Source organism: Acinetobacter sp. 231_lipA, from assembly GCF_058243005.1.
This window is the reverse complement of record NZ_JBZAYU010000001.1, coordinates 2,219,620-2,232,808: the sequence shown is the minus strand read 5'-3', so window position 1 is coordinate 2,232,808 and position 13,189 is coordinate 2,219,620. Positions and strand designations below refer to the sequence as shown.

General features: G+C 41.0%; 12 protein-coding genes and 1 pseudogene. 2 read left to right on the top strand and 11 right to left on the bottom strand.

Going from position 1 to position 13,189, the window contains the following annotated elements; all coding sequences use genetic code 11:
• Positions 1-11: 11 nt before the first annotated feature.
• The 6 genes from AC4CUX_RS10890 to AC4CUX_RS10865 form a co-directional block, all read right to left on the bottom strand.
• Positions 12-1,388 carry a C13 family peptidase gene (locus tag AC4CUX_RS10890; RefSeq protein WP_201950125.1) on the bottom strand — a complete coding sequence of 459 codons (1,377 nt, stop codon included), beginning with the start codon at positions 1,386-1,388 and terminating at the stop codon, positions 12-14.
• A gap of 123 nt (positions 1,389-1,511) precedes the next feature.
• Positions 1,512-2,330, bottom strand: coding sequence for a class I SAM-dependent methyltransferase (locus AC4CUX_RS10885; protein WP_419381117.1), 819 nt, complete (start codon positions 2,328-2,330; stop codon positions 1,512-1,514).
• Positions 2,324-3,148, bottom strand: coding sequence for an undecaprenyl-diphosphate phosphatase (locus AC4CUX_RS10880; protein ID WP_005400203.1), 825 nt, complete (start codon positions 3,146-3,148; stop codon positions 2,324-2,326). Before AC4CUX_RS10880 ends, AC4CUX_RS10885 begins: the two co-directional genes overlap by 7 nt.
• 12 nt (positions 3,149-3,160) lie before the next feature.
• Positions 3,161-3,826, bottom strand: coding sequence for a tRNA (adenosine(37)-N6)-threonylcarbamoyltransferase complex dimerization subunit type 1 TsaB (gene tsaB, locus AC4CUX_RS10875; protein WP_005400204.1), 666 nt, complete (start codon positions 3,824-3,826; stop codon positions 3,161-3,163).
• Between the two features lie 128 nt (positions 3,827-3,954).
• Positions 3,955-4,485 carry a gamma carbonic anhydrase family protein gene (locus tag AC4CUX_RS10870; protein ID WP_005400205.1) on the bottom strand — a complete coding sequence of 177 codons (531 nt, stop codon included), beginning with the start codon at positions 4,483-4,485 and terminating at the stop codon, positions 3,955-3,957.
• 23 nt (positions 4,486-4,508) lie between these two features.
• The gene (locus tag AC4CUX_RS10865) at positions 4,509-5,111 is read right to left on the bottom strand and encodes an NUDIX hydrolase (protein WP_005400206.1); all 603 of its coding nucleotides are present in this window, start codon (positions 5,109-5,111) and stop codon (positions 4,509-4,511) included.
• A gap of 123 nt (positions 5,112-5,234) precedes the next feature.
• On the opposite strand from AC4CUX_RS10865, the gene AC4CUX_RS10860 reads away from it, so the two are divergent.
• Both AC4CUX_RS10860 and AC4CUX_RS10855 read left to right on the top strand, forming a co-directional pair.
• A complete protein-coding gene (locus AC4CUX_RS10860; RefSeq protein WP_010325974.1) occupies positions 5,235-5,783 on the top strand; it encodes an NUDIX hydrolase in 549 nt (182 codons plus the stop codon).
• Positions 5,784-5,889: 106 nt separating this feature from the next.
• Positions 5,890-7,194, top strand: a complete 1,305-nt coding sequence (locus AC4CUX_RS10855; RefSeq protein ID WP_168525014.1) for an IS4 family transposase — start codon at positions 5,890-5,892, stop codon at positions 7,192-7,194.
• 331 nt (positions 7,195-7,525) lie between these two features.
• Here the strand turns inward: AC4CUX_RS10855 and AC4CUX_RS10850 are convergent, their stop codons facing one another.
• From AC4CUX_RS10850 to filB, 5 genes and pseudogenes are all read right to left on the bottom strand, one after another.
• Positions 7,526-8,680 (bottom strand): RNA-guided endonuclease InsQ/TnpB family protein, encoded by a 1,155-nt coding sequence (locus AC4CUX_RS10850; protein WP_005402020.1) that lies wholly within the window; start codon positions 8,678-8,680, stop codon positions 7,526-7,528.
• Positions 8,677-9,291, bottom strand: coding sequence for an IS607 family transposase (locus AC4CUX_RS10845; RefSeq protein ID WP_005402019.1), 615 nt, complete (start codon positions 9,289-9,291; stop codon positions 8,677-8,679). The genes AC4CUX_RS10850 and AC4CUX_RS10845 overlap by 4 nt, the downstream gene beginning before the upstream one ends.
• 32 nt (positions 9,292-9,323) lie before the next feature.
• Positions 9,324-10,982 (bottom strand): annotated as a pseudogene (gene filD, locus AC4CUX_RS10840) (putative pilus system OmpP1/FadL family transporter FilD).
• A 12-nt stretch (positions 10,983-10,994) separates the two neighbouring features.
• Positions 10,995-12,113 carry a putative pilus system protein FilC gene (gene filC, locus AC4CUX_RS10835; RefSeq protein WP_407079329.1) on the bottom strand — a complete coding sequence of 373 codons (1,119 nt, stop codon included), beginning with the start codon at positions 12,111-12,113 and terminating at the stop codon, positions 10,995-10,997.
• A 59-nt stretch (positions 12,114-12,172) separates the two neighbouring features.
• Entirely contained in the window at positions 12,173-13,006 is an 834-nt protein-coding gene (filB, locus tag AC4CUX_RS10830; RefSeq protein ID WP_004695004.1) for a putative pilus system C39 family peptidase FilB, read from the bottom strand.
• Positions 13,007-13,189 lie beyond the last annotated feature (183 nt).

Sequence of the window (13,189 nt, the reverse complement as noted above, 5' to 3'; positions counted from 1 at the left end):
TTAGATCCAAATTAAGGGTTTGCAACAGCTTTAGGTGGAAACAAGCGCTGTTCAAGTTGAGGAAGCATCAGCTCCATATTTTTACCCATCGACCACTGTGGTTCAGACGGTTCAAAACCTTGTGCTGTTTCCCATTGGCTCACAGTCTTTTGTGCTTGGCTAAACGCCGTTTCTATACTGTTTTGTTCACGCATTGCTTGATCAAAAAACGCCCGACCAAAATAAGTATAATCTGCTTCATTGGTACAACCAAAAGACTGACGGTCTGCTGCCGAAGCGGTAATGATCAAAGTATTGTCATTTTGCAGTGCTGGTACAAAGCTTCCAGAGAAGCACGATGAAATAACAATCACACGCCAGCGAATACCCGATGCATCTAAGGTTTCGCGTAACCATTTCGGGTCGACCTGAGTTAAGTCTAAAGGTGCATTTTCCATTTCGAATTGGTTCGGTAAACCATGCGAAGTCATATATAAAAATAACACATCGCTTTCACGGTTCATCTGCTGTCCCATACGACGCAGCGCCATTTCAATACTGTGTTTAGAGGCAATCGGAATTTCTGTTCGTGTAGCAGGGTTATTCACCAACATCATCGAACGGCCCAACGTACCAAAACGCGTATCGAACTGTTCTTTTATTCGCTCGACTTCCGAACGGAATACATCTTGATAACTCGCTCCCGCCACCCCAAGGAAATACCAATGTGACTGGGCAAATTCGCCATATTGCACGGACTCTAGTGCTTTATTGAGTAAGCGACTTTGTGCATAGAAGGCATCTTCTGCAAAGGTTGGTGGCGTTTCTTCTACTTTCCAAATCGGCTGACTGGTCACTGACATTTGCCAAACCACAAGGGTAAACAGCGTGGCCAAGACAATCAGGGCACGCTCCCACCAAGGCCATTTCAGCTCACGCGAAAACACCCACACCACAGCCAAACTCTGCCAGACAAACAATACCATGAATACATTCGGCAGGTAGTCGTAGAAGAAATACGGCAGGACATCAACCATGCCTAAATATTGGATAAAACTTTGTAATAACGCGATATGCGTATCCAACACCAACCAGAGCAGTGCTGGTACCAACATCAAACGCGGATTATTCACCCGTTGAGACAGAAAAATCCCGACAATCAGGGCAATGAAAGGCCAAAGTGCGTAACTAACCAAACCTTGTGGGTTAAAGTCACCGATCTCTCCTGCGCTCAACCAGCTAAATAAAGTATTGGCTGAGCCACCTAAAATCCCCCAAAAAATGAGCTGCATAATCGAAGGATGGACAATTTGCAAAGAGCGTCGTGAACCTAGAAACAACCACATCCCCGCAGTTTGGTTGCTTTTAAAATCATGCCAAAAGTTGATGGAGGGTTTGAAGTCGATCATAAGATTCTAATTAAATTGTGACTTGCGTAGGGACACACTAAGTTTATGCTTGATCAGCATTTTATCAATGATGTTTTTAACTATATAACAAATCTTTGCATACTTTTGAAGCAGTCTTCCACTTCAGTCTAAGCGTTCATGCTGAAAATAGGCATCAAAACGGCATGCATCCCCCAGCCACTGATGAGTAGTTTCTTGATTTGCCAAAAATACGGCCAAGCGAGGACGTTTGACCACCACCCGTTTTGCCACTTTTTGCGCTAAGCCAAGCAGATTATCGCCCAAATCCATCTCACCATCTTCAGGCAATAACATATGTAAAAGTTGCATTTGCTTTTTCACTTGTGCCTGTTTTTTCACCGCTTGCTGATTTTGATCCCGTTGCGGAAACATCGGATCTAGATAAACCACATCGACCGTATTGCCCTGCTCTGCTTGTTGCTGCAGATACTGTGCGGAATCTGAAAAAACCAAGTGAATTCGAGTCACCACAGGGTTTAAAAATGCATCCTGCAAAGCCTGTTCCTTACTTGACTCTAACAAGGTGAATAAAATGGGATGGCGTTCTACCAAAGTGACATTGGCGCCCAAATATGCCATGAGCAGTGAATCATGCCCAAGCCCTGCCGTTGCATCAATGAGCTTAGGTTTTTCAGTCAAGTAGCAAGCACGAGCAATCATTTCAGACTTTAACGACGCACGCTTTAAACGTGGAACTTCAGCTTTCCAATCCGGCTGCATTTTCATGCCATTGGCACAAAGCCAAAGCCCATCGGCATCGGCACACAGACCCAGTTCAGGATGAAAACGGAAGAAACGTGCATTTAACTTTTCGGCGACTTCGATGCTGACCTCGACACCGCGAGAAAAAAGCACAGCAACATAGTGCTGTGCTTTTTCTAAATGCTCTTGTTCCACATATAAGCGCATTGGGCCTACCATAACTTCCAACCCGTAAAGGCAAACAGTAGAATCACTAAGCCTGAAGCGATGCGATACCATGCAAAAATCATGAAATCACGCTTCGCCACATAAGCGACTAAAGCACGAATCAACAGTAAAGCCGAGATAAAAGAAACAATAATGCCTGTTGCCAATACGATCCAATCTTGTTGTCCGTCAAACACATGTGCGCTTTGGTATAAATCTAAAAGACCCGCACCAATAATTACTGGAATACCCAAGAAGAATGAAAACTCAGTGGCTGCTTTGCGCGATACACCTAAAAACATCGCACCAATAATGGTTGCCCCTGAACGTGATGTCCCTGGAATTAAAGACAGTACTTGAATCAGACCAATCCAAATCGCATCTTTGATACTCAGGTCTTCAACTTCATGGACGCGCTCTTGTGGTGGATGCTTTTCAATCCAAATAATAATCAAGCCACCTACAATCAAACCAATGGCAATGGCAATATCATTAAATAAAAGCTCTTTCACCGTTTGACCAAATGTCAGACCAATCAGCACAATAGGAATCGACGCTAAAATTAGCCCAATCCCAAGACGCCGACCTTGGGGTTCACCACTAAAAATCCCCGTTGCTGCTCCCCACAAACGTGCCCAATATTCATAAATGACGGCTGCAATTGCCCCCATTTGAATGGCGATCACAAAGACATCACTTTTTTCTTTGGTCCAGAAATTCATGAGTTCTGAAGCTAAAATTAAATGTCCAGTACTCGAAATGGGTAAGAATTCAGTAATACCTTCAACAATACCCATAATTGCCGCTTTGAGCAGCAGTAAAAGATCCATAAAAAACCCTAATTATGCTTTGCCCTGTTCCGGGATTTTTTTCCAAGCGTTATCACGTAAATAGACTGGAAGTGCAAGTTCAGCACTCACCCAGTGTTGTTGCTGTGCATTCTTGCGCGCAATTGTGGCAATATCTTGCGCAGTTGCACTTAAATCTTTGTATTGTATTTGTGATGGATCAATTAAGGTTGCACCTGAACCAACTAAAGTAAACGGTGCACATTCAGTAGCTGCTGCATAGCTTAAAAGCTGTTCTTCATCGACGGCTTGCATGATGCCGTCCGTATCTAATTGAAAACTCGCAATATAGACTTCACTCATACGAGCATCTAAAACTGCGGTGACTGTGGTTAGACCATGCACGCGATATGCGGCTTGTGCGAGCGCTTGTAAGGTTGAGACAGGAACCACAGGCAAATCATGCGACCATGCCAAAGCTTGAGCCACGGCAGCATTAATACGAACGCCGCTAAAAGAACCAGGACCACGACTAAAAGCGATACAAGACAAATCTTCTGTCTTTATATCCAACTGTAAAAACCCTTGTTCAATCATTGGGAGAATCGTTTGCGTTTGTGCTTTTGCGCGCGTATCCAATTGGAAAAAAAGTTCTTTATTTTCATCTACAATAGAGACGGAACACTGCTCATTTGCAGATTCCAATGCCAGCACTTTCATGCACAACCTTAATGATTTAATCTATAAAAACGTGGCTATGATACTCCACTCAAAAGCACTAGGCGAGATGTTCTCAGAACAGAACTAAAAAAGCCTAGAGAAATCTAGGCTGAATGGGAAAAATAAGCTTATAACTGTGCCGGCTCTAAATCGATAAATTGTTTAAAGTGTTCTGCATAATGCAGTGCACTCATTTTCAAACGAGCCTCAGCCGTTTCATCCAAAGTTTTGACCACTTTACCCGGTGAGCCCATAACTAGAGAATTATCTGGAATGACTTTCCCTTCAGGAATCAGCGCATTCGCGCCAATAATACAATTTTTACCAATCACGGCATTGTTTAAAACTACGGCATTAATCCCAATCAGACTATTATCTCCCACAGTGCAACCATGCAACATGGCTTGATGCCCAATCGTGACATAATTGCCAATATTCATTTCAATCCCAGCATCTGTATGTAAAACCGCATTTTCCTGAATATTGGTAAAGTCACCTAAACGAATTTTGCAATTGTCTGCACGTACGACCACCCCAAACCAAATACTAACCTGTTGCCCCAATTCGACTTGACCGATCACTGTGGCATTTTCCGCAATCCAACCATTCCATGGTTGATGCATTGCTTGTGGGGAATGACCTTTAAATTTGTACAACATATTTTTTCCTTAAAATACTCAACTTACTTTGGGAACCGAAAAGTCGGTGAATTGACTAAAAATGGCCACTCTTTATGGTAGCCTAAACCATATTGAAATAATGCAACCAACATCCGTGCTGTCAGCCCCCAAACAATTTCATTTTCCACCCGCATACTGGGAAAATAGAGAGATTGATGGGCAAAACGAACTTCATAAGGCACCGCAGGTACTTCCATCAGCTGTTTAAGTGACGCAAAGAAAATACGATCAATTTCTGTCGGCTGGGCAACCAGTTCAACTTCAGGCGGAATCAGCCCGACCACAGGTTTGACCAGCATACCATTGCGGGCCTTTTGCATCGGCAAATCACCGAGCAGCTGTACATCAAAAGGATTCAATGCGGTTTCTTCATAGGCTTCACGTAAGGCAACCACAATATTACTGGTATCTTGCGGATCTCTTTTTCCGCCAGGAAAAGACACTTCACCAGCATGATTAGATAGGTAAACAGAGCGGCGGGTCAGTAAAACTTTGGGATTGTCTTCATTGGTGATCGCGATTAACACAGCTGCATCTGCCGATTTAATTTTGTTTGAAAACCGTAACTGTTGCTGCAGTATGCGTGTTAATGAATGTTCATCCATTGAACGTCGTCCCCATCATTCTTTTTTTCATCATAGCTGAATTTGATACTGAAAAAAGAGAAATGATGCCAAAATTTAATTTTTAAGTTATGCTGAGTCTGAACTTTATCATTGATGATGAATATGGACTTTTGCAGCAATTGCGGACAAAAAACAACAGAACAAATCCCTCTTGGCGACCATCAATTGCGTCGTGTTTGCACCTCTTGTAGTTCTATTCATTATGTGAACCCTAAAGTAATTTGTGGTGCACTCGCACTTTGGGAAAATAAAGTATTGTTATGCCGCCGTGCCATTGAACCACGTTATGGGCTATGGACCTTACCAGCAGGTTACATGGAGTTGTTTGAAACCATGGAACAAGGTGCTGCACGAGAAACCCGTGAAGAAGCTGAAGCGGAAGTTGAAATTGAACAGCTATATTGCATGTACAATATTCCGCGTATTGGTCAAATTTATGTGCTCTTTAAAGCGAACTTAGTAGATGGAAAATTCGGTGCTGGCGAAGAAAGCATTGAATGTCGTTTATTTGAAGAAGATGAAATTCCTTGGTCAGAACTGGCTTTCCCTAGTGTCGAACATACCTTACGTCACTATTTTGCCGACCGTAAAAGTAATCAATTTAATCTTCATCTCGAAACCCTAGGTACACGCTTAGACCATACAGGTTAATGTTGCCTAATATCAAAAAAAGCCCATCGATGATGTAATGCCAGTCAGTTAAGCAAAAAAAGTTAAAATACTGTAAAAAGAGCGTATGTAAATACGCTCTTTTTTTATGAATTTATCTCAGAATTTAGATTTAACATTAAAACAAACCCTACCTTCACTTTCACAATTCAGTGAATTGATTGATTTAAACTGGATTGAAGATTGCTTAAACCAAACAGGTAAAGCATCAATTCGAAAAAGAAAACTGCCTGCTGAACATGTTGTTTGGCTGGTGATCGGACTTGCTCTATTTCGAAATCAACCGATTTGGTATGTGGTTCAACAATTGCAACTTGTTTTCGGTACGGCAGAATACTGTGTACCGAGTGCATCCGTACAAGCAAGACAGCGCTTAGGCTTAGAGCCCATGAGTGCTTTATTTTCGACATTAAGTCAGGCATGGTTTAAAGACTCACAACAACAATATAGCAACTTTCACGGTCTATGCGTTTGTGCTGTAGATGGTGTTGTTTGGTCTATGCCTCATACAGAAGAAAACTTTAAGCACTTTGGTTCATCCAAAGGCAAAACAGCAGCTGCCCCTTACCCACAAGTCAGAGCGACTTGCCTGGTGAATACCAATACGCATGAAATGATTGATGCCCAAATTGGCAGTATGGATCAAGGTGAATTAACCTTAGCCAGTCAATTAAAAGCACCAGTTCGCAGTATTACCCTATTTGATCGTGCTTACTTCTCTGCTGATTTTTTAGTAAGTTGGCAATCTCAGGCAGAAGAGAGTCATTGGTTGATGCGAGCAAAGGACAACCTGCGTTATGAAGTGATTCATCATAATGCGGCCCATGACTTTCAGATCAAAATGCCTGTTTCAGCAAGAGCAAAAAAGATAAATCCGTCATTGGGTGACTATTGGGAAGCACGTTTAATTGAAGTTGAATATGCAGGAAAAATAAGACGTTACATTACATCATTAACAGATTCTAAAGTTTATCCATTCAAAGACCTTGCAATGCTTTATATCCAGCGTTGGGAAATAGAAATGTGTTATCGGGAAATTAAAAGTGATTTACAGGATGCAAGAATTTTAAGAAGCAAACAACCTGATTTGGTCTATCAAGAATTGTGGGGGGTATTTATTGCTTATAATATCTTAAGAAGACAGATGAGGTTTATCGCTGAACATGCAAAGGTGAGTCCTTTAAGGATCAGTTTCCATATTGCATCTATGAGTATTATCAATATCTTAAGGCACACACCTTTAGAATCAGCAGGAAATCTACCCAAACATTTAGCACAATTATTTGAACAATCTAAAATATTTGTATTACCTGAAAAAAGGCAAAGGCAATGTCCGCGAGTAGTGAAAATTAAAGCACAAAAATATCCAAGAAAATGCCAGTCAATTTCTTAACTGACTGGCATTACATCGATGATGGGCTTTTTTTGTGTTTACAACAATATTATTTTGCTAACACCTTATAGCATTCAGCAATTTCAATTGAAACCTCACCCTCACGGAAGTCCGCAGCCGCTCGATTGGCGATGCTATTTTTTTCATAATAGTTATTCAAATACGCTTTATAGATATTGCTCCACTTTACCGTTATTTAAAACCTACTTAAACCTACTTACGTGGGTTTAATGTTTAATTCCTACTTCATCATCAAGAACCAATTGCTATTGCGCTTGGGATTACCTCAATTCCATAGGCTGTCACGGTGTAACTCACCGCCATTGGTGGCTTATGTAGCCACCAATTCTTTATCTGCATGTTTTAGAATATTGATGGCAGCATTAATATCCCTGTGATGCAGGGTGTTACATGAACATCGCCACTCACGCATTGCAAGTGTCAGGTTTTGGTTTAATTCACCACAATTCGAACACATCTTGCTGCTTGGAAAGAATCGTCCAACAGAAAGTATTGATTTGCCATGCTGTTTAGCCTTGTAAATCAACTGTCGCTTGAACTCATAAAAGCCCATATCCGATATGGCTCTTGAGAGCTTACGGTTTTGTACCATACCTTTCACATTTAAATCCTCAATCGCAATCAGATCGAATCGCTTAACTAAATCAGATGTGACTTGATGAAGATTGTTTTTTCTCAAGCATGATATTTTGTAGTGCAAACGAGAGAGCTTGGTTTTCGCTTTTTCTCTGTTTTGACTACCTTTCTTTTTACGGCTAAAAGACTTAGCAAGTCGTCTTAACTTGGCAAGCTGTTTCTTTAGTGGCGCACTTGATGGAACAACCTCGCCATTAGATAAAGTGGCAAGACTGGAAACACCTAAATCAATACCAACAGATAAACCTGTTTTGGGGTGAAGTTTCTCAGGCTGATTTAATTCAACAGCAATCGAAGCAAACCACTTACCACCCTGTTTAAATATTTTCGCTGATAATATTTTTCCTTGATAACGCAAATCCTCAGTCATTTTTACCCAACCCAAGTTTGGGATACTAATTTTTCTATCTTTAATGCTGAATTGGTCATTTGATAATGAGAAGCGATCATCTACGCCTTTTTTTCTAGGCTTTGGATATTTGGATTGACCATTAAAAAAACGATCAAATGAACTACCCAATTGCTTAATCGCAAGTTGTGGCGCACATTTGGTCACTTTAAGCATGAAAGGGTATTTCTCACGCTTGAACGAGTTTAAGTGCTTTCTTATTTTAGCTTCGGATGGTTTATTTAGAAGTTTTTTATCCACCTGAACGCCATAATAGTCACACTGATCTCTATATTCCTTATCTGCTTTATATTGACGTTGCCATTCTTTTAAAGCCCAATTATACGACAAACGAGCAACACCACTCGCTTGAGCGAAATGACTTGCTTGCTTATTATTTGGCAGTAATTGGATTACATGCCCTCGTATGAATCGGCTCATAGTGCGTCTTTGACTGCCTGTATTAACTTTTGGTTTTTCTTACTACGACTACCATATAATCTTGCCGAAAACACTGTAATGATTTCCAAAACATCTTGAGCAAGTTCTTCCTCAAAAGACAAATTTTCACCCTTATTAAGAATGACGATCTCCACGCTTTTAGCTTCACATAAGGCAAAAACCAACTCAGCACCAAACCGCAATAAGCGATCTTTATGCGTTAAAACCAAACGTCCGATTTCATCATTCATGATTGCTTCTAGCAGCTTATTTAAGCCTTTTTTTCTATAGTTCATACCCGAACCAAGATCGGAGATTAATTCAAACGTCCAACCTTGATTTGCACAGTACATTTCAAGAACTTGTTGCTGTCGAATTAAATCTTCTTTTTGGTCATGACTCGATACCCTTGCGTATGCAATGGTTTTCCTTTGAAGTTGACTATCGGGCTTGTGTATTTGCTCAGGCGTGATCTTACTCAGATCATATCGTCTATGATTTTTAGGGGTTCGATCTGCAACCAAAGTGCCTTCTTCATCCCAACGCCTTAATGTTTGAATGGAAACACCTAATGTTTTAGCTGCAACGCTAATGCTTACATATTTACTCATGTTGTATATAATAGTATAGAAATAAGTAGATTTCAATTAGCAGTTACAAACCCTAAAATCGTAATGGTTGTATCTGTTTTTACATTTAAACCGGCATACGGGTTTAATAAAATATTATTTACCCCAGTTTGGTTCGCTAAGCTACTAGAATTTGCAGGAATTTTATCTCGGCTTTGCAAAAAACCAATCGATAGATCTAAATCAGTATCTGCATCAAAACGATAACCAACACCCAAACCAAACAAGCGTGCATTGTTAATCGGCACCATCGTATTCCGTTTATCATCAGGGATCGCACTGGTCCGTGGCTCATAGCCTGCACGGAGTTTTAAACGATCTGTTGCTGAATATTCAATCCCAATACCTTAGTTCCATGGTGACTCAAATGCCAAAGGCAAAGCCAAACTACTATCTGAAATATTGGCTGAAAGCAATTTTGCAATTTTGAGCGCCGAAACTTGACGGTCAAATTCAAATTTAAATTTGTCCCATGCTTTATAGTCGGTCCAACCTACATCGACATTGACTTGTAAGTCGGGTAAAAGTTTATACTTAATCCCGGCTTGGAAATGTGCTGGATATTCTAGATCCATTGATACCAGACCCGACTCACTGGCTGGTACTGAACTTGGAAAACCTAAAACTGCAGCCAGAATCTGCCCTGTTGGGGAGGACATCAATCCCTTAATGAGTTCTTGTGGTGCTTTAGCATTGTCTATGTGATATTTACCTTTCATCCGCATTTTTGCGGCACTTTGGTAGACCACACCAAAACTAAAATCTTCTGTCGGCTCCCACAGTACACCTAAGTTATAGCTTGGACTCAGAGATTGTTCTGCTGAAAGTTCGAGTTGGCCAAAACGCCCAAAGGGATTCATACCCTCTTGTGCATTACACATTCCCAGCAAGAGAATGTCGGTAATCACATCAGAGTTTTCTTTGAACGGGGTACAAACGACATCATCAATCATACGCAGCATCCCAATCAACTCATTGGGAAAACGTAGATCATTTTTTAATGCCAAAGCTTGATAAGACATCCCAATTGAACCACCAATGGAAAGTTGATCATTGATTTGGTAGGCCATAGACGGTGATAAATAGGTGATCCGTTCTAGCGCAACTTGTTGACCCATAAAGTTGCCAGGATTGCCATCTTCCGCACCGAACCCTGCAATTAATGGCGCATACATGGCAGTTGCAAATGTCATTTTAGAGCCCGGCGGATTATATGCTATACCCGCAGTCGGGGCAGCCACAGGCATACCTTTACCCAAGTCCACCATTTTCTTCAAACCAGGTACATATAAGCTCGGGTATTCAACATCACCGCGGACTGGCCCTTTAAAGTCGGTACAGATATCGGCATCTACTTCAGGCCCATCATTACAAACAATCGGGTCATCTGAATAGCCAAATACGTTATAACCTGCAGGAACAGAGAACTCACGCTCGATATTAAAATCAGCGAGAATACCCTGTACATCCGTTTGTAAGCCTTCAATTTTGGTCAGTGCTGCTGGGTTAAAGTGAATGGCACTGATCCCAGGTGGATCAGCAGTGACTGCATTTCCCATTGCCAAAGAGCGAATATCAACTGATAAGTTTTGTCCTAAAGCAGCAAAGGTAACACTAGAATAGCCCGTTAATAATATGGCAGACACCAAAGGGCTAAGTCGGATATTTTTCATACGACCCCCCTATTATTTAAGCTTTTTTCCAAAACCAAGAATATCTAACGGGAAAGACAACCCTAATGAGACATCAGGTGCATCTTCTGTTAAACCAAGGCCAACCGTCCCATTCACAATTGTTTCAGGTGAAACGCGTACACCTAAGGAAATCGCAAAAGTTGAACTGGTTTGATCTGCTGGAGAGTAGCGTTCCCCTGAACTGTAAGTAAATTCAGCCCCAGTATTGAAACTTTGTTGGTATGACATCGTCATTGAGACATCATAGTTAAAGGAATAGGCAAAACCGAAGGCAAAACCACCACTAATCCCTGGTTCAAACGCTTCAATCACACGACTACCACGGCGCTGATCTAAGCCCGATTCTTTGAAACCATAGTTTGCAGAGACCGATGCAAACAGCACCACGGGATCAATATATTTACGCGTACTTGCTCCAACACCTGCTGAATAATACCCCTTGCCTGTTGCTAAGTCTGAAGTAGCATTAATTTCATAAGGACTATCCCCAGTTTTAGTAGATACGTTACCAAATAAAATTAAAGGCAAACGGCCAGCTTTGAGTGGAAACGGTTCCCAACGTGCACCAAAAGAAATGTCCCCAAGACCCGCTGTAGAGGTGTCTTTTAATAAGTCTGTTTTGGCAACTAAAGGCAATGATGCTGTTAAGGTCAAGTTATCTCTTAAACCATACTGTGCCGTAAAGGTATTGGTTAGACTGTGTGTTGCATTCTCTTGTACCCGCAGTTGATAGAGCTGACCCTGTGCCATCTCTAAATCAAGTTGAGTATCTCGGTAATAGGTATAATCGATGTCGTAGTAAGATGAAATGTCACCTTGTTTAATCAATGAATACTGACGTTCATTTGAGGTAAAAACTTCTTCTAAGTTAGTCTCTTTAGTTGCATCACCCTCTTGCTGCTGCAATGCAGAAGACGCTGCTTGTTCAACACTTCCAGTAGTTACGGATGCTGATTTTGCTGGTTGCTCAGGTTCACTTATTTGATCAGATCCTGCTTGTTCTGTCACAGTTTCACCGACTGTTTCATATCCTCCTAAGCTCGGTTCTTCCGCAGCATAGGCCACCCCAAGAATCATCTGCACACTCACTGCGAGGAGTGTTTTATTCATCCATGTCTTCATCATTGTCCTTACCTATACCATTGTTCTTGTTTTATTTTTTTCACACTTTATTTGTTTTTATAATAAAGCCTGAGAAAATTGTATGTCGGCTGTCCATAATATTCCGACTCTTTATTTTTATTACGCTCTAGGCGAATTGTAGATGCACGATCGGCTATTTTTTCCATATAGTGTTGCGGATATTGAATATCGACGAGTGCATAGCGATTGACCGTAGCATCATCTACATGTCGCAGATCGGCTTCCTGTAAAGCCAACATATTTTTACGCATTTCAGTCGGAACATTAATTAAAAACAACGTGTTATTTTCCCAAACATCCTTGAAACGTTGTTCATCAAAACTAATATTTCCTAAGGCAGGATCGGCAACATAGACCCGTCCATCTTTATAGCCCTTATACACCACAAAATGTTTAAAACCAGCATAGGAGATTGGAACAATGGCAGGTTGACCTTGCTTAACCAAATCTTCAAATTCGCCCTTGTAGCCTCCACTTTCTAAACCAAGTGCAGTCACAAAGCGTTTCATGTCCAATAAAGAAAAACTACGACGCTCAATAATTCGCTCATATTCGCCATAGCGAAGCAAGCCATCCATGGTTTGTTGTTCTGTAAGTTGAGCACCGACATAGCCATTGATTAAGGTGGTCAGTGCTGCTGAACCACAACTATAGTCATAAGCTTGACGGACAATACCTCGAAATTGGTCTTCTACAGCAGGGTTAATTAGGACAGGTTCATGATGCATTCTGGTAAAAGATGCATTTCGAGAGTCTAAAACTTCAGTATAGTAAACCGCTTCCGCTGGTTTTTTCTTAATATCAAAGGCTTCGGTGGCAAAGTAATACATCATTGCTGAGCCCAATGCGATCTCTAACATAGCTTTTTACTTTTTTTAATAATATAGGCATCCCGCCCATTTTTTGTTTTTAGAGTTAATACTCTATATCCATACATTCAAGAAGATACTGTGTTTTATCTAAAAAAAATAGTCTTTTTTTGCATTTTTTATGAATATATTTTGGAAAAAAAGCGCGTGAATTCACGCGCTTTCTTAAAGGCT